Source organism: Streptomyces sp. NPDC002537, assembly GCF_053594975.1.
The window spans coordinates 14,865-30,852 of the sequence record NZ_JBSFWT010000051.1 but is presented as its reverse complement, the minus strand read 5'-3'; the positions used below and the strand labels follow the sequence as shown (position 1 = coordinate 30,852).

16 protein-coding genes are annotated in these 15,988 nt (G+C 71.7%); 10 read left to right on the top strand and 6 right to left on the bottom strand.

Translation table 11 applies throughout. The annotated features are described in order from the left end of the window. The first annotated feature begins 43 nt into the window (after positions 1–43). Positions 44–763, top strand: a complete 720-nt coding sequence (locus ACWD4A_RS22370; RefSeq protein WP_451196481.1) for a response regulator — start codon at positions 44–46, stop codon at positions 761–763. Positions 764–779: 16 nt separating this feature from the next. Here ACWD4A_RS22370 and ACWD4A_RS22365 read toward each other — a convergent pair whose 3' ends face one another. Both ACWD4A_RS22365 and ACWD4A_RS22360 read right to left on the bottom strand, forming a co-directional pair. After that, the gene (locus tag ACWD4A_RS22365) at positions 780–1,802 is read right to left on the bottom strand and encodes an aldo/keto reductase (protein WP_451196479.1); all 1,023 of its coding nucleotides are present in this window, start codon (positions 1,800–1,802) and stop codon (positions 780–782) included. Positions 1,803–1,808: 6 nt separating this feature from the next. Next, positions 1,809–2,276 carry a MerR family transcriptional regulator gene (locus ACWD4A_RS22360; RefSeq protein ID WP_451196476.1) on the bottom strand — a complete coding sequence of 156 codons (468 nt, stop codon included), beginning with the start codon at positions 2,274–2,276 and terminating at the stop codon, positions 1,809–1,811. 140 nt (positions 2,277–2,416) lie between these two features. Between ACWD4A_RS22360 and ACWD4A_RS22355 the strand changes: the two genes are divergently transcribed. Then, positions 2,417–3,232 (top strand): serine hydrolase domain-containing protein, encoded by an 816-nt coding sequence (locus ACWD4A_RS22355; protein ID WP_451196474.1) that lies wholly within the window; start codon positions 2,417–2,419, stop codon positions 3,230–3,232. A gap of 243 nt (positions 3,233–3,475) precedes the next feature. On the opposite strand, the gene ACWD4A_RS22350 is transcribed toward ACWD4A_RS22355, so the two are convergent. Beyond that, entirely contained in the window at positions 3,476–4,165 is a 690-nt protein-coding gene (locus ACWD4A_RS22350; protein WP_451196472.1) for a pirin family protein, read from the bottom strand. A gap of 57 nt (positions 4,166–4,222) precedes the next feature. Between ACWD4A_RS22350 and ACWD4A_RS22345 the strand changes: the two genes are divergently transcribed. The 5 genes from ACWD4A_RS22345 (at position 4,223) to fabF (ending at position 9,180) form a co-directional block, all read left to right on the top strand. Beyond that, positions 4,223–5,407: a PucR family transcriptional regulator gene (locus tag ACWD4A_RS22345; RefSeq protein WP_451196469.1), complete on the top strand. Its 1,185-nt coding sequence runs from the start codon at positions 4,223–4,225 to the stop codon at positions 5,405–5,407. 89 nt (positions 5,408–5,496) lie between these two features. Then, the gene (locus ACWD4A_RS22340) at positions 5,497–6,450 is read left to right on the top strand and encodes an ACP S-malonyltransferase (protein WP_451196466.1); all 954 of its coding nucleotides are present in this window, start codon (positions 5,497–5,499) and stop codon (positions 6,448–6,450) included. Between the two features lie 14 nt (positions 6,451–6,464). Then, entirely contained in the window at positions 6,465–7,511 is a 1,047-nt protein-coding gene (locus ACWD4A_RS22335; protein ID WP_451196464.1) for a beta-ketoacyl-ACP synthase 3, read from the top strand. A gap of 90 nt (positions 7,512–7,601) precedes the next feature. Further along, positions 7,602–7,850, top strand: a complete 249-nt coding sequence (locus ACWD4A_RS22330; RefSeq protein ID WP_451196462.1) for an acyl carrier protein — start codon at positions 7,602–7,604, stop codon at positions 7,848–7,850. Between the two features lie 67 nt (positions 7,851–7,917). Further along, positions 7,918–9,180: a beta-ketoacyl-ACP synthase II gene (fabF, locus tag ACWD4A_RS22325; protein WP_451196460.1), complete on the top strand. Its 1,263-nt coding sequence runs from the start codon at positions 7,918–7,920 to the stop codon at positions 9,178–9,180. A gap of 73 nt (positions 9,181–9,253) precedes the next feature. Here fabF and ACWD4A_RS22320 read toward each other — a convergent pair whose 3' ends face one another. Both ACWD4A_RS22320 and ACWD4A_RS22315 read right to left on the bottom strand, forming a co-directional pair. Next, on the bottom strand, positions 9,254–10,132 hold the full coding sequence (locus tag ACWD4A_RS22320) for an NAD(P)-dependent oxidoreductase (protein WP_451196457.1): 879 nt from the start codon (positions 10,130–10,132) through the stop codon (positions 9,254–9,256). Positions 10,133–10,392: 260 nt separating this feature from the next. Further along, positions 10,393–10,887, bottom strand: a complete 495-nt coding sequence (locus ACWD4A_RS22315) for a DUF3145 domain-containing protein (protein ID WP_451196454.1) — start codon at positions 10,885–10,887, stop codon at positions 10,393–10,395. A 325-nt stretch (positions 10,888–11,212) separates the two neighbouring features. Here ACWD4A_RS22315 and ACWD4A_RS22310 point away from each other — a divergent pair, with 325 nt between their 5' ends. The 3 genes from ACWD4A_RS22310 to ACWD4A_RS22300 all read left to right on the top strand — a co-directional run bounded on the left by ACWD4A_RS22310 (position 11,213) and on the right by ACWD4A_RS22300 (position 15,029). Further along, positions 11,213–12,106 carry an SGNH/GDSL hydrolase family protein gene (locus ACWD4A_RS22310; protein ID WP_451196451.1) on the top strand — a complete coding sequence of 298 codons (894 nt, stop codon included), beginning with the start codon at positions 11,213–11,215 and terminating at the stop codon, positions 12,104–12,106. Between the two features lie 455 nt (positions 12,107–12,561). Further along, positions 12,562–13,980, top strand: a complete 1,419-nt coding sequence (locus tag ACWD4A_RS22305; RefSeq protein ID WP_451196449.1) for a cytochrome P450 — start codon at positions 12,562–12,564, stop codon at positions 13,978–13,980. Beyond that, entirely contained in the window at positions 13,977–15,029 is a 1,053-nt protein-coding gene (locus ACWD4A_RS22300; RefSeq protein ID WP_451196446.1) for a terpene synthase family protein, read from the top strand. Before ACWD4A_RS22305 ends, ACWD4A_RS22300 begins: the two co-directional genes overlap by 4 nt. 99 nt (positions 15,030–15,128) lie before the next feature. Here the strand turns inward: ACWD4A_RS22300 and ACWD4A_RS22295 are convergent, their stop codons facing one another. After that, on the bottom strand, positions 15,129–15,899 hold the full coding sequence (locus ACWD4A_RS22295; RefSeq protein ID WP_451196444.1) for an MgtC/SapB family protein: 771 nt from the start codon (positions 15,897–15,899) through the stop codon (positions 15,129–15,131). Positions 15,900–15,988 lie beyond the last annotated feature (89 nt).

Genomic DNA, 15,988 nt, shown 5'->3' with positions numbered 1-15,988 from the left:
CGACGCACCACCCGAAGCGCTTCCGGAAGGACATCCCCGCCCCATGACCATCAAGGTGATCATCGTCGACGACCAGGCCATGGTGCGGGCGGGCTTCGCCGCGCTCCTCGCCGCGCAGTCCGACATCGACGTCGTCGGCGACGCGCCGGACGGGCGGCAGGGCGTGGAGCTCAGCCGCCGCGTCCACCCGGACGTGGTGCTGATGGACGTCCGGATGCCGGAGATGGACGGCCTGGAGGCCACCCGGCAGCTGCTCGACCCTTCCCCTGCTTCGCGGGGAGGCCCCATGCCCGGCGTGGTGCACCGGCCGAAGGTGCTGATGCTGACCACCTTCGACGTCGACGACTACGTCTACGAGGCGCTGCGCGCGGGCGCCTCCGGCTTCCTGCTCAAGGACGCGCCGCCCGCCGATCTGATCTCGGCGGTGCGGGTGGTGGCCGCGGGCGAGGCGCTGCTCGCCCCGTCCGTGACCCGGCGGCTCATCGCGGACTTCGCGCAGCAGCGGCCCGCGCCCCGCCGGGACGTCTCGGTGCGGCTCAACGGGCTGACGCCGCGGGAGACGGAGGTCCTCGAACTCATCGCCCGCGGGCTGTCCAACCAGGAGATCGCGGCGTCCCTGGTGCTGGCGGAGCAGACGGTGAAGACCCACATCGGGCGGGTCCTCGCCAAGCTCGGGCTGCGCGACCGGGCCCAGGCGGTGGTCTTCGCCTACGAGTCGGGCCTGGTCGCCCCGGGGGACCCCGGCGGCAAGGGCCGCCGGTAGGCCCTGCCGCTCCTGTCTACTCCCGGCCCGCCGAGGTGAACGACATGTCCGGGTAGCGGTCCCCCGCCACCTGGCCGGCGATGGGCTCCAGTTGTGCGAGCTCCGCCTCCGTCAGGGTGATCCGGGTGGCCGCGGTGTTCTCCTCCAGGCGGGTGCGCTTGCGGGTGCCGGGGATGGGCACGACGGTCAGGCCGTGCGCCTCGGCGCGCTGCTGCACCCAGGCCAGGGCGATCTGCCCGAGGGTGGCGCCGTGCGCCTCGGCGACGGCGCGGACCGGGGCCAGCAGCGCCGCGTTGGCCGCCGCGTTGTCACCGGTGAAGCGGGGCTGGGTGCGCCGCCAGTCGTCGCTCGTCAGCTCCTTGTCCGCGTTGACGAACGAGCCGGTGAGGAAGCCGCGTCCGAGCGGCGAGTACGGCACCAGCGCGACACCCAGCTCCCGGGCCGCGGGCACCACGCCCGCCTCGATGTCGCGGCTGAACAGCGACCACTCCGACTGCACGGCGGCGATCGGGTGGACGGCGTGGGCGGCGCGCAGCTCGGGGCCCGTGACCTCGCTCAGCCCCAGGTGGGCCACCTTGCCCTCGGCGACCAGCTCGGCCATCGCGCCGATGCTCTCCTCCAGCGGGACGTCCGGGTTGCGGCGGTGCATGTAGTAGAGGTCGATGCGCTCGACGCCGAGGCGGCGCAGGCTGCCCTCGACGGACTCCCGGATGTAGTCGCGGTCGTTGCGGATGGCCTGGTACGACGGGTCGTCCTCGCGCCGCACGATGGCGAACTTGGTGGCGAGGGTGACCCGGTCCCGGTTGGCCTTGATGAACGGGGCGACGAACTCCTCGTTGCGGCCGAAGGCGTAGACGTCGGCCGTGTCGAAGAGGGTGACGCCCAGTTCCAGGGCCCGCTCCAGGGTGGCCCGCGCCTCGGTCCCGTCGGTCGGGCCGTAGGCGAAGCTCATGCCCATGCAGCCGAGTCCCTGCACACCGACCTCGGGTCCGTCGGTGCCCAGCTTCGCGGTGGCGATGGTGGTGTTGTCGTTGCTCATGGCGGTTCAGACCCCTTCGGACGCCCGGCGACGGGCGTCGGCGTAAATCTCGATCTTGTGGTCGAGCACGTCGAGCGTGCTCTGCAGCTCCGCGACGCGGCGCCGTACGTCCTCGCGGTGCGCGCTCAGCAGCAGTTCGCGCGCGGCGACGGTGTGCGCTCCCTCGCGCACCATCTGCGCGTACCGCACCATGTCGGCCACCGGCATCCCGGTCAGCCGCAGCCGGCCGACCAGATCCAGCCAGTCCAGGTCACGGTCGGTGTAGCGGCGCTGGCCCGCGTGCGAGCGGTCCACGTGGGGCATCAGCCCGATCCGCTCGTACCAGCGCAGGGTGTGCGCGGACAGGCCGGTGTACTCCGCCACCTCGCTGATCGTGTAGCGGTCGCGGCCCTCGGGGCGCTGCGGCTGCCGACGACAGGCGGCGAGGCCGTCGGACACCTGCCCCGGCCCCGGCACCCGGTCCAGCACGGTCATACGGATCCCCCTGACATCGCGGGCCGTTCGCGGTCGAAAAGCCCTTGCGATGTCGTCAACGCTAGAGAGTTGGAGTGCACTCCAAGCAAGCGGGATCTTGGGGAAATCCGGACCCGTCAGGACCCGTTAGGCTCGCACCCATGGAGAGCCTGCGGAAGATCGAGAACTGGCCGGTGGAGACCGCTGCTGCGGCAGTCGTACGGGCCGACGGCACCGTCGCGGGGGCCTTCGGGCCGACCGCGCACCGCTTCCCCCTGGCCTCCGTGACCAAACCGCTCACCGCGTACGCCGCGCTGCTGGCCGTCGAGGAGGGCGCGATCGAGCTGGACGAGCCGGCCGGTCCCGCGGGCTCCACGGTCCGCCACCTGCTGGCCCACACGTCCGGGCTGGCCTTCGACGAGCACCGGGTGACGGCGGAGCCGGGGACGCGGCGGCTGTACTCCAACGCCGGTTTCGAGGCCCTCGGCGACCACATCGCCAAGGCGACGGACATCCCCTTCGCCGAGTACCTGCGGGAGGCGGTGCTGGAGCCGCTCGGCATGACGGCGACGGACCTCCCGGGCTCGCCCGCCAAGGACGGTGTGTCCACCGTCGACGACCTGTCCCGCTTCGCGGCGGAGCTGCAGGCTCCGCGGCTGCTGTCGCGGCAGACGCTGGACGAGGCGACGACGGTGGCCTTCCCCGGCCTGACCGGCGTCCTCCCCGGCTACGGACACCAGCGCCCGAACGACTGGGGTCTGGGCTTCGAGATCCGCGACGGCAAGTCCCCGCACTGGACGAGTGCGGCGTCCTCGCCCCGGACCTTCGGCCACTTCGGCCAGTCCGGCACGTTCCTGTGGGTGGACCCGGAGGCCGGGGCGGCGTGCGTCGCCCTCACGGACCGGCCGTTCGGGCCCTGGGCCGCGGAGGCGTGGCCGCCCCTGACGGACGCGGTCCTGGCGGAGCTCGGCGCGTAACCGGGGCTGCGGGCCGGACCCCGACTGCAGGCCGGTTCGCCGCCTGCGGCGGGAGCGGCCTGCGGCCGCGTCCTCAATCGCCGGACGGGCTGGATGTGCGGAACGTGGCCTTGAGCCTGCGGGCCGTATCTGCGGGCCGCGGTTTCGCTGCCACGGTCCGCGAAATCCAGCCCGTCCGGCGTTTGAGGACAACGCGGCGAAGCCGTGTTGCGGGGTCCGGGGCGAAGCCCCGGCAACGGCGCCTCAGCCGAAGTGCGGCTCCGCGTGCATCTCCCACACCAGCCACTCCGCCGCATCCACGGCCACCGCCTCCAGCGCCTCCGCATCCAGGAGCCGCACGGCATCGCCCTCCCGCAAGACGTCCTCCCCCAACTGGACGGCCCCGCGGACGACATGCGCATACGCCCACGGCGCATCCGGCACGGACACCCGTTCCCCCGCCCCGGCGCGGAAGACGTGCAGCACCGCCTCCGCCCCCGCCAGCGCGTAGCGGTACCGCGGGCCGGCGGAGACGTCCCGCACGACCTCGTACGAAGCCGGGCCGCCGGATTCCGTCGGGGTGAGCCACATCTGGACGAAGCGGAGCGGCGCGCTCCCGAGGTTGCGTTCGGCGTGCCGTACGCCTTCGCCCGCGCTGAGCCGCTGGAGGTCACCGGCGCGGACGACGGTGCGGTGGCCGGTGGAGTCCTCGTGGGTGAGCTCGCCCTCGATCACCCAGGTGACGATCTCGACGTCGCGGTGCGGGTGTTCCGCGAAGCCCGCGCCGGGCGCGAGGCACTCCTCGTTGCAGGCGGCGAGCGGGCCGAACCGGACGTTGTCGGGGTCGTAGAAGCCGGAGAAGGAGAAGGCGTGCCGGGTCTCGATGCCGGCCTCCGGCTCGCCGCCCCGGAAGCGTTCGGCTGCGCGTTGTACGGCGCGTCGCACGTGCGTCATCGGGCTACGGTAGCCCGGCGACCCCGCTCGGCACCCGAATAAGGCAGGCTTGTCCCCGTGCCTGAACCCGCCGCTCATACCCCGCATCCGCACAGCGCCACGCTCCGGCGCCTGGAGAAGTCCTCCGGCACGCTGGCCGCAGCCGCCATCGCACGGATGGACGCCCAGCTGCCGTGGTACCGGGCCATGCCCCCGGAGAACCGCTCCTGGATCGGCCTGGTCGCCCAGGCCGGCATCGCGGCGTTCACGGAGTGGTTCCGGCATCCGGAGACCCCGCAGGCGATCAGCACGGACGTGTTCGGCACGGCGCCGCGCGAGCTGACGCGGGCGATCACCCTGCGGCAGACGGTGGAGATGGTCCGCACGACCATCGAGGTCATGGAGTCGGCGATCGACGACGTGGCCGCGCCGGGCGACGAGTCGGTGCTGCGCGAGGCACTGCTGGTCTACGCCCGGGAGATCGCCTTCGCCACCGCCCAGGTGTACGCGCAGGCCGCGGAGGCGCGCGGCGCGTGGGACGCCCGGCTGGAGTCGCTGGTGGTCAACGCGGTGCTGTCGGGCGAGGCGGACGAGGGTGCGCTGTCGCGGGCGGCGGCGCTCGGCTGGAATTCGCCCGCGCATGTCGCGGTGGTGCTGGGGACGGCGCCCAACGGGGACAGCGAGCTGACGGTCGAGGCGATCCGGCGGGCCTCCCGGCACGCGAAGCTGCAGGTCCTGACGGGGGTGCTCGGGGACCGGCTGGTGGTGATCGCGGGCGGCTCCGACAATCCGCTGCAGGCGGCGAAGGCACTGATCGGGCCGTTCGCGGCGGGCCCGGTGGTGGCCGGACCGGTGGTGCCGGACCTGCTGTCGGCGACGCGGTCCGCGCAGGCCGCGGCGGCCGGGCTGAAGGCGTGCGCGGCCTGGCCGGACGCCCCCCGCCCGGTGCTCGCGGACGATCTCCTGCCGGAGCGCGCGATGGCCGGGGACGCTACCGCGCGTGAGCAGTTGGTGGAGGAGATCTACAGACCGTTGGAGGAAGCGGGCTCGGCTCTGCTGGAGACGCTCAGCGTCTATCTGGAGCAGGCGAGTAGCCTGGAGGGCGCGGCACGGATGTTGTTCGTTCACCCGAACACCGTGAGATACCGCCTCCGACGTGTGACGGACGTCACCGGATGGTCACCCTCCGATGTGCGTTCGGCCTTCACACTGCGGGTCGCGCTGATTCTGGGGCGCCTGGCAGACGCGGAGTCCCAGCTCTAGGCTTTTGTTGGACATCAACAATTCCCCTGACGGTTCTTGGTCCCTGTCCCCACGGGTGGCCATGGCCGTCCACGAGAGAGAGTGTGAGGGTGCTCGTACTCGTCGCCCCCGGCCAGGGCGCTCAGACGCCCGGCTTCCTGACCCCCTGGCTCGACCTCCCCGGTGTCGAAGACCGACTCCGTGAGTGGTCGGCCGCCATCGACCTGGACCTGGTCCACTACGGCACGAACGCCGACGCGGACGAGATCCGCGACACCGCAGTGGCCCAGCCGCTGCTGGTGGCCGCCGCGCTCGTGTCGGCACGGCAGCTGTTCCCCGCCGGCGAGGACTTCGCCCGGCTCGTGGGCGCCGCCGCGGGACACAGTGTCGGTGAGCTCGCCGCCGCGGCGCTGACCGGTGTGCTGTCCGAGCAGGACGCGCTGGAGCTCGTGCGCAAGCGCGGGCTCGCGATGGCCGAGGCCGCCGCCGTGACGGAGACCGGCATGTCCGCCCTGCTGGGCGGGGACGCCGATGTCGTCCTGCCGCACCTGGAGAAGCTCGGCCTGACGCCCGCGAACGTGAACGGCGCGGGCCAGATCGTCGCCGCCGGCACCGCCGAGCAGCTCGCCGCGCTCGCCGCGGACATGCCGGAGGGCACCCGCCGGGTCGTCGCGCTGAAGGTCGCCGGCGCCTTCCACACCGAGCACATGGCCCCGGCCGTCGAGGTACTGGAGTCCGCGGTGCGGGAGCTGCCCGTCGCCGACCCGCACACGCGCTACGTCTCCAACAAGGACGGCGCGGTCGTCGGCTCCGGCGCGGACGTCGTGGCGCGGCTGGTCGGCCAGGTGGCCAACCCGGTCCGCTGGGACCTGTGCATGGAGACCTTCAAGGAGCTCGGCGTCACCGCGATCATCGAGCTCGCGCCGGGCGGCACCCTGGTGGGCATCGCCAAGCGCGCCCTGCCCGGTGTGCGGACGCTCGCGCTCAAGACCCCGGCCGACCTGGACGCCGCCCGTGCGCTGATCGCCGAGTACGTCCCCGACGCCGCGGCCGCGGCCGAATAAGGAGCCCCGAGAGCATGACCGCGAAGATCAGGCCCAGCAAGGGCGCCCCCTACGCGCGCATCCTCGGCGTCGGCGGTTACCGCCCGACGCGGGTGGTTCCCAACGAGGAGATCCTCAAGTACATCGACTCGTCCGACGAGTGGATCCGGTCCCGTTCCGGCATCGCGACCCGGCACTGGGCGGGCCCGGAGGAGACCGTGTCCGCGATGTCGGTCGAGGCCGCGGGCAAGGCCATCGCCGCCGCGGGGATCACCCCCGAGCAGATCGGCGGCGTGATCGTCTCCACCGTCTCGCACTTCAAGCAGACCCCGGCGATCGCGACGGAGATCGCGCACAAGATCGGCGCGGGCAAGCCCGCCGCGTTCGACATCTCCGCGGGCTGCGCCGGCTTCGGCTACGGACTCACCCTGGCCAAGGGCATGGTCGTCGAGGGCTCGGCGGAGTACGTGCTGGTCATCGGCGTGGAGCGGCTGTCGGACCTGACGGACCTGGAGGACCGCGCGACGGCCTTCCTGTTCGGCGACGGCGCGGGCGCCGTGGTCGTCGGCCCGTCGCAGGAGCCCGCGATCGGCCCGTCCGTCTGGGGTTCGGAGGGCGACAAGGCCCACACGATCAAGCAGACCGTGAGCTGGGACGAGTACCGCACGACGCCCGTCCCCGGCGGCGACAGCGGCGAGGCCCGCCAGGCCCTCGACGAGATCCGTTACCCGGCGATCACCCAGGAGGGCCAGGCGGTCTTCCGCTGGGCCGTCTTCGAGATGGCCAAGATCGCCCAGCAGGCGCTGGACGACGCGGGTGTCAGCCCCGAGGACCTGGACGTCTTCATTCCGCACCAGGCCAACATGCGGATCATCGACTCGATGGTGAAGACCCTCAAGCTGCCGGAGACCGTCACGGTCGCCCGTGACGTGGAGACCACGGGCAACACGTCCGCGGCCTCCATCCCGCTGGCCATGGAGCGGCTCCTGGCCACCGGGCAGGCGAAGAGCGGGGACACCGCGCTCGTCATCGGCTTCGGGGCGGGTCTCGTCTACGCCGCGACGGTCGTTACCCTCCCCTAGGCGAGATCCGCGCGGCGCCCGCCGTACGGCCCCTCACCCACCGCAGTTTTCCCATAACGCAGATACACCGCACATAGAAGGAGCGCCGCAATGGCCTTCACCCAGGAAGAGATCGTCAAGGGTCTCGCCGAGATCGTCAACGAGATCGCCGGCATCCCCGTCGAGGACGTCAAGCTGGACAAGTCCTTCACCGACGACCTGGACGTCGACTCGCTGTCCATGGTCGAGGTCGTCGTGGCCGCCGAGGAGCGCTTCGACGTGAAGATCCCCGACGAGGACGTCAAGAACCTCAAGACCGTCGGTGACGCTGCCGACTACATCCTGAAGCACCAGGCCTGATCCAAGCGTTCGTCGCCACCCCGGCGGTGGCGGTTCCAGCACCTCTACACGTGGAGACAGAATCCCTGTGAACCCGACCAATCGCACCGTGGTCGTCACCGGTATCGGCGCAACCACACCGCTGGGTGGCGACAGCGCATCGACCTGGGAGGGCCTGCTCGCCGGGCGCTCCGGGGTCAAACCCCTGGAGGGCGAGCGCTTCGCCGACCTCCCCGTCCGCATCGCGGCCTCCGCCGCCGTGGACCCCGAGGACGTGCTGCCCCGTCCGCTCACCCGCAAGACGGACCGGTCCGCGCAGTTCGCGCTGATCGCGGCCCGCGAGGCGTGGGCCGACGCCGGCTTCACCGCCAAGGCGGGCGAGGACCCGGCCATCACCCCCGAGCGGCTCGGCACGGTCATCGCCTCCGGCATCGGCGGCGTGACCACGCTCCTCGACCAGTACGACGTGCTCAAGGAGAAGGGCGTCCGCCGCGTCTCCCCGCACACCGTCCCCATGCTCATGCCCAACGGCCCGTCCGCCAACGTCGGCCTGGAGGTGAACGCCCAGGCGGGTGTGCACACCCCGGTCAGCGCCTGCGCGTCCGGCGCCGAGGCGATCGGCTACGCCGTGGAGATGATCCGCTCCGGCCGTGCCGACGTGGTCGTCGCCGGTGGCACCGAGGCGGCCATCCACCCGCTGCCCATCGTGGCGTTCGCCAACATGATGGCGATGTCCAAGAACAACGACGAGCCGCAGAAGGCCTCCCGTCCGTACGACAAGGGCCGTGACGGCTTCGTGCTGGGCGAGGGCGCCGGCGTCGTGATCCTGGAGTCCGCCGAGCACGCCGCCAAGCGCGGTGCCCGCGTCTACTGCGAGGTGCTGGGCCAGGGCCTGTCCGCGGACAGCCACCACATCGCGCAGCCCGAGCCGACCGGCCGCGGCATCGCCGCCGCGCTGCAGAACCTGCTGGACTCCAGCGACCTCAAGCCGTCGGAGGTCGTGCACCTCAACGCGCACGCCACCTCGACCCCGCAGGGCGACGCCGCCGAGATCAAGGCGCTGCGCAAGGTCCTCGGCGACGACCTCGACCACGTCGCGGTCTCCGCCACCAAGTCGATGACCGGCCACCTGCTGGGCGGCGCGGGCGGCATCGAGACGGTCGCGACCGTGCTCGCGCTGCACCACCGGATGGCCCCGCCGACCATCAACATCGAGGAGCTGGACGACGACATCGACGCGGACATCGTCCGCGACGAGCCCCGCCCGCTCCCCGAGGGTCCCATCGCGGCGATCAACAACTCGTTCGGGTTCGGCGGCCACAACGTGGTCCTCGCCTTCCGCTCGGTCTGATCCCGCGCGCCCGTACGACGGCGGCCCGCCACCGGTTCGATCCGGTGGCGGGCCGCCGTCGTCCCCGGACCCGTCAGCCGTCGAAGCTCGCGAAGTACGACGCGGCCATGTCCTCGCGCCCGTGGCCCTGTTCGGCGGCCCGCCGGAAGCGTTCGGCACCGGCGGCCGCCACGTCCAGCCGTACGCCCGCCCGCTCCCCCGCCGCCACGATCAGCCGCGCGTCCTTCTCCGCCGTCTCCGTCGCGAAGCTCGGCGGGGCGAACTCCCCGGAGAGGATGAGCCCGGCCTTCGCCCGGAGGTAGCCCATGTCGAGCGGCCCGCCCTCGACCGCGCCCAGGAAGTCCGCCGGGTCCACACCGAGCCCCTTGGCCAGCGCCAGCGCCTCCGCGGTGCCGTGGGTGACGGCGAGCACCCAGCTGTTGAGAACGAGCTTGAGCCTGCTGGCCGTCCCGGCCGTCGCGTCGTCGCCCGCCCAGACCGTACGGCCGCCGATGGCGTCGAAGACGGGCGCGAGAACCGTACGGGCCTCCTCGGGCCCGGCGGCCAGGACGGTCAGCTTCCCCGCCTCGGCGGGCTGTCTGGTGCCCAGGACCGGGGCGTCGACGAGGACGAGGCCGTGCTCGCGGGCGAACGCGGCGAGGACGTCGAGACCGTCGAGCCCGGCGGTGGTCGACTGGGCCCAGACGGTGCCGGGCTGCAGACCGGGCGCGGCCGCGCGCATCGCCTCCAGGACGGCGGGCCCGTCGTGGAGCATGGTGAGGACGACGTCGGCGCCCCGGACGGCGTCGGCGGGGGTGGCGGCCACGCGCACGCCGTCGGCGGCGAGTGGTTCGGCCTTCTCCCGGCTGCGGTTCCAGACGTGGACGGCGAGCCCGGCGCGGGCGAGATTGCGGGCCATGGCCGCACCCATGATCCCGGTGCCGAGTACGGTGACTGAAGTCGTTTCGGACATGCCGTGACGCTAGCCGCTGAAGCACACTCCACCGCAAGAGCGCACCGTCTCCTCACCCACCGGGGCTCCGCCCCGGACCCCGCAACACGGCTCCGCCGCGTTGTCCTCAAACGCCGGACGGGCTGGTTTTGCCGACCGTAGTCCGCAACCTGCGGGCAAATTCAGCCCGTCCGGCGATTGAGGACGCGGCCGCAGGCCGCCCCCGCCGCAGGCGGCAAGACGGCCCGCAGCCAAAGGCCGAGGGGAAGCGACGACCCCGGTCACACCACCTGGTGGAGCCAGCGGACCGGCGCCCCCTCGCCCGCGTAGCGGAACGGCTCCAGTTCGTCGTCCCACGGCTTACCGAGCAGCTTGGCCACCTCGGCCGCGAGATTGGTCTCGCCGCGCCCGGACCGGGCGAGCGCCGCCCGGAGCCGGTCCTCGGGGATGAGGATGTCGCCGTGGATGCCGGTCACCGCGTGGAAGATGCCGAGTTCGGGGGTGGAGCTGTAGCGCTCGCCCTCGGCGGTGGCGCAGGGCTCGGCGGTCACCTCGAAGCGCAGCAGGTGCCAGCCGCGCAGCGCGGAGGCGAGTTTGGAAGCGGTGCCGACCTGTCCCTGCCAGGAGAACTCGGCGCGCCAGGTGCCGGGAGCGGCGGGTTGTCGGATCCAGTCGAGCGTGACGCGGACGCCGAGTACGCCCGCGACGGCCCATTCGACGTGCGGGCACAGCGCGCGCGGCGCGGAGTGCACGTAGAGAACTCCACGTGTCGTCACCGGGACCTCCAGTGCGGTTCGAGGTTCACCTTCCCCAGCGGCCTCGCACCCGTACCGGTCCCGCCTGGGACAGCAGTAGACATTCTGCCCCAATGGCCACTCCCGCACCAGGCTCAGCGAGGTTACCAACAGTAAACACCATGGGGGGCAAATCTCACGAAAACGGACAGGATATGACGTGTTGCCTTTTCGACCGCTGCCGGAGTGCCGACGCCGCCGGGCCCCGCCCGACCGCCCCCGGGGAAAAGCTACCGTGCGGCGGCACCCCTCCGGTGACGTACCGTCGGACCCGAACCGATATCACCCGGCCTGAGAGGAAAGACTCATGCGTGACAGCGCGGGACGGAAGCTGCGCGGGACCGTGCGAGCCGTCGCCGCCCTGGCCGCGGCAGCCCTCTTCGTCACGGGCTGTGACGACGGCAAGGGCGACGACGGCGCCGCGAAGCCCCGGCAGAGTCCAAGTGCCTCACCCACCCCGGAGTGGAACACCCGGCCGGAGTCGATCGCCTCGCTCGGTGACTCCATCACGCGCGGCTTCGACGCCTGTTCCGTCCTCGCCGACTGCCCCGAGGTCTCCTGGGCCACCGGCACCGAGGTCGACAGCCTCGCCCGCCGGCTGCTGGCTTCCCCGCGGACGAGCAGTTGGAACCACGCGAAGACCGGCGCCCGGATGTCCGACCTCCCCGGCCAGATGCAGGCGGCCGTGGCGGACAAGCCGCAGCTGGTGACGGTGCTGGTCGGCGCCAACGACGCCTGCCGCGCCGACGTCGACGCGATGACGCCGGTCGACTCCTTCCGCGCGGACCTCGAGAAGTCGGTGAAGGAGCTGCGCACCGCCCTGCCGAAGTCCCAGCTGTACGTGGCGGGCATCCCGGACCTCAAGCGGCTGTGGTCCGAGGGACGGGGCAACAACTTCGCGAAGACCGTCTGGAAGCTGGGGCGCATCTGCCCCTCGATGCTCCATGACTCCGAGACCACGGACGCGGCCGCGACGGAGCGGCGCGACCGGGTGGAGAAGCGGGTCGGCGAGTACAACGCGGTCCTCCGGGACGTGTGCCGCCGGGACCTGCTGTGCCGCTACGACGGCGCGGTGCACACCTACGGCTTCACGGGCGAGGAGCTGAGCCAGTGGGACTGGTTCCACCCCAGCAAGACCGGCCAGCGGCAGCTCGCGGAGCTGGCCTACCGCACCGTCACGGCGGCCCGGCCGCCCGCGTGACCCGCGGCTGAAGGAGGGGCGGGGCCGGTCAGGTGACCCCGCCCCCGTCTGCGGCCCGCGGCTGCGGCGGGCCCGAAGGCGCGGGATCCGGGGCGACACCCCGGACCACTTCCCGGCCGCGCGGCGCGCGCCATCCGTACCCTCGCTCCGGGTGACGGCGCCCCTGTGATGACCGGTCGGTGCGGCCCAAGCCATGGCCAAAGGCAACTGCCCAGGACCGCCCGCGCCTTCTTGCGAGCACGGTATCCGATGAACACACCTTTCTCATAAGCAAGTTCACCCTCCCGTGGGTCAACTTCCGGATCCTGGGCATCCGCACCGACAGAGCGACAAGTCGATGACAGTGACCGGGCCTTGTGGTTCGATTCGCCCGGACAAGTCGGAGGACAAGTCGGAGGACAGATCAGAGAACAGCGCGCCAATTCCCGCAGCTCTCTCGGCATCCGAGGTTGTGAATGTCCCAGACATCGCACGGCCAGACATCGCACGGCCGGACATCCGGCACCCGCTCCCGGCTCAGAGAGATTCCCACCGTCAGGGCACGTGACGGCATCGGCGGCACCCTGGCCTTCAAGCGCGACCCGCTGTCCTTCCTGGCGGGCGGCATCGAACGGCACGGCGACATTTTCCGGTTCCGGCCGCTCGGCATCCCCATGGTGCTGGTGAACCACCCGGACTACATCCAGCACATCCTCGTCGACAGCAGCGCGACGTACGACAAGGACGCCACGATCTTCCGCGTGGTCCGCCCGGTGCTGCGCGACGGCCTGATATCCATCGCGGACATGGACCGCTGGCGGCGCCAGCGCCGCATGATGGCACCCCACTTCACCCCCCGCACGGTGAGTTCCTTCGTGCACAACATGACGGACGAGACCGAGCGGGCACTGCGCCGCTGGGAATCCACGGCGAAGACCGGCGGAACCATCGAACTCACCGACGAGATCGGCCAACTGGCGCTCAGGATCGTCAACAGATCGCTCTTCAGCGCCGAAGTGGGCGGCGCCGCCCAGGCATTCGAGCGGGCCTTCGGCACGGCGAACGCCATCCTCGGGGATTTCTTCCGTTTCCCCTTCCCGCCCCTGTCCGTGCCGACGCCGGGCCACCGGCGGCTGCGGCGGGCGATCGACGACATGGACGCGTTCGTCTCCCTCTTCGTCAAGGAGCGCCTCGCCGGCGAGGGCACCGGCGGCGACGGGACCGACCTGCTCTCCCTGCTGCTGCACTCCGTGGACGAGGAGGACGGCAGGGGAATGGATCTGGAGCAGCTCCACCACGAGGTGCTCAATATCTGCATCGGCGCGTACGAGACCACCACCAATGGCCTGGCCTGGACGTTCCATCTGCTCGCGCGGCACCCCGAGGTCGAGGAGAAGCTGCACGCCGAGGTCGACGCCGTGCTGGGCGGCCGGATTCCGGTCTTCGACGACCTGCCGAAGCTGACGTACACCCGGAAAATCATCGACGAGGCGTTGCGCATCTACTCGCCCGCGTACCAGACCATGCGGCGCGCCCGCGAGGAGGACGAGCTCGACGGATACCGGATACCTGCCGGTACCAATGTCCTCGTCAACAGCTATTTCCTGCACCGGCATCCGGAATTCTGGGACGACCCCGAGCGGTTCGACCCCGAGCGGTTCGGGCCGGAGGAGATCGCCAAGCGGCCCAGGCACGCGTATGTGCCCTTCGGCAGCGGTCAGCGCGTCTGCATCGGAAAGCACTTCGCCCTGACGGAACTCACCCTCGTCCTGGCCGGGGTGGCGCGCGGCCACCGGCTGGTGCTGCCCGAGGGCGCCGCCCCCGTCGCGCCGGACGCACAGATCACTCTGCGCCCCAAAGGCGGGTTGCGGCTGCGGCTGGAGTACCGCCGATGAGGCCGGTCCCGGACATCCTCAATCCCTTTCCGTACCAGGTGAATCCGCATGCTGAAAGGGCGCGGGAGCACCTTTCCGCGTGGACGCGGCGCATGGGCCTGGTGAGCGGGAGATCCGCCGGGAAGAGGTTCGAGCGGGCGGACTTCGGCTGGTTCGCGGCGCTGGTCTATCCCACGGCGGACGGCCCGCGCCTGGAACTCGCGGCGGACTGGTTCGCGTGGCTGTTCCTCGTCGACGACCAATTGGACGACGGGGGTCTCGGGCGGAGCCCGGAGCGGGTACGGGGGATGGTGGCGCGCATGCGCGCCGTGCTGGAGGACCCCGAGCCGGGCGCGCGGGACGCCGGCGCCCCGACGGCGCTCTCCTCGCTCGCCGACCTGTGGTCGCGCACGGCGGCGGACGCCACGCCGCACTGGCGGCGCCGGTTCGTGCACCACCTCGGCGACTGCCTGACCACGGCGGCCACCTGGGAGGCCGCGAACAGGGCGCGGGGTGTCGTGCCCGACGAGGAGACCTACGTCGTCAACCGCCGCCGCACCGGGGCGATCTACGTCTGCATGGACCTCATCGACATCGTGGAGCGCGTCGACGTCCCCGAAGCGGTGTACGACAGCCCGGAGTTCGGGGCGGCCCTGGACGCGGCGAGCAATGTCGTGTGCTGGACCAACGACGTGTACTCGCTGGAGAAGGAGCGTTCCCTGGGCGAGACCCACAACCTCGTCCATGTCGTCGAGCACCACCGGGGCCTCAGCCGCGCCAAGGCGCTGGCCCACGTCCGCGAGGCCATATCCCACGAGACGGAACTGTTCCTGGAGAGGGAACGGGCCCTGCTCCTCGCCCATCCCGGGCACACGGCGGTCCTCGGACCGTGCCTCGCGGGAATGCGCACCTGGATGCGCGGCAACCTCGACTGGTCCTCCCGCACCGACCGCTACCACGCCGCCCGCGACCGGCCGGAGGACTACCTGGAGCCGGCTCTCGTCAGAGGTGCGCGAAGAGATACGCGAAGAGATGCGCGGAGAGGTACGCGAAGCAGGCCGGGGCAGTGACCCGACGAGCACCGGCGGCGCGCCCGCCCCGGCTCGCGTGACCGGCGTCCGGGGAGCGGTCGACGCTCCCCGGACGGTGCTCCCCGGACGCGCCGTGGCTCACTCGGTGCTGTCCGGATGCGAGCGGAGGCCGACTCCCAGCACCCCCTCCCAGTGGGTCAGTTCCTCCACCAGGGGGAGCGCCGAGCCCTTTCCCTCCAGGCTCAGGACGACGCCCGCCTCCTTGATCCTGCCGCGTTCGCGGTTGTCGCCGCGGTCCTCCGCCTCCGCCTCGACGTGCACGTCGGTCACCCGGAAGCCGCGCCGGGTGCACAGCTCCAGGACGCGCCCGAGCAGGCCGCGGCGCGTGCGGTAGGAGAGGCGCAGTTCGACCGGGCCGACGTCGGGGGCGACCGACATCCGCTTCGTCATCTTCGGGAAACCGCGGACGACCAGGAAGTGGACGAAGGTCGCCGCGGCGCCGAGCAGCGGCAGGCCGCCGCCGCAGGCCATGCCGACGGCGCAGGTCAGCCAGATCGTGGCGGCCGTGGTCAGGCCGCGCACGGCGTCGCGGCGGACGAAGATGAGGCCGCCGCCGATGAAGCCGATGCCGGAGACGATCTGCGCGGCCACCCGGGACGGGTCGAGGCCGACGCCCGGGATGCCCGCCACGGCGTTGAAGCCGTGGATCGAGACCTCCATGAACAGCGCGCTGCCCACGCCGACGAGCGTGTGGGTGCGCAGCCCGGCGCTCTTCTGCTGTAACTCGCGTTCCAGCCCTACGAGTGAGGAGAGGAACAGGGCGATGCCCAGCTCCACGAACTGACGGATCCCTTGGCCGCTTCCCGTATCGAACAGCGGTGGCGCGGCGACGTACTCGGCTATTCGCATCCGTCAATTGTGGTCTGAAATCACCTTTGCGTGTGGCGAGTTGTCGCCCCTTCTGTTGTCCATGCCCGCGCAGTGGTTGTGTTCTGACC

Coding starts and splice junctions, on each gene's coding strand:
- ACWD4A_RS22305 (WP_451196449.1), top strand. CDS start 12,562: ATGTCCCAGACATCGCACGGCCAGACATCGCACGGCCGGACATCCGGC.
- ACWD4A_RS22370 (WP_451196481.1), top strand. CDS start 44: ATGACCATCAAGGTGATCATCGTCGACGACCAGGCCATGGTGCGGGCG.
- ACWD4A_RS22335 (WP_451196464.1), top strand. CDS start 6,465: ATGACCGCGAAGATCAGGCCCAGCAAGGGCGCCCCCTACGCGCGCATC.
- ACWD4A_RS22355 (WP_451196474.1), top strand. CDS start 2,417: ATGGAGAGCCTGCGGAAGATCGAGAACTGGCCGGTGGAGACCGCTGCT.
- ACWD4A_RS22360 (WP_451196476.1), bottom strand. CDS start 2,276: ATGACCGTGCTGGACCGGGTGCCGGGGCCGGGGCAGGTGTCCGACGGC.
- ACWD4A_RS22365 (WP_451196479.1), bottom strand. CDS start 1,802: ATGAGCAACGACAACACCACCATCGCCACCGCGAAGCTGGGCACCGAC.
- ACWD4A_RS22295 (WP_451196444.1), bottom strand. CDS start 15,899: ATGCGAATAGCCGAGTACGTCGCCGCGCCACCGCTGTTCGATACGGGA.
- ACWD4A_RS22300 (WP_451196446.1), top strand. CDS start 13,977: ATGAGGCCGGTCCCGGACATCCTCAATCCCTTTCCGTACCAGGTGAAT.
- ACWD4A_RS22330 (WP_451196462.1), top strand. CDS start 7,602: ATGGCCTTCACCCAGGAAGAGATCGTCAAGGGTCTCGCCGAGATCGTC.
- ACWD4A_RS22350 (WP_451196472.1), bottom strand. CDS start 4,165: ATGACGCACGTGCGACGCGCCGTACAACGCGCAGCCGAACGCTTCCGG.
- ACWD4A_RS22320 (WP_451196457.1), bottom strand. CDS start 10,132: ATGTCCGAAACGACTTCAGTCACCGTACTCGGCACCGGGATCATGGGT.
- ACWD4A_RS22310 (WP_451196451.1), top strand. CDS start 11,213: ATGCGTGACAGCGCGGGACGGAAGCTGCGCGGGACCGTGCGAGCCGTC.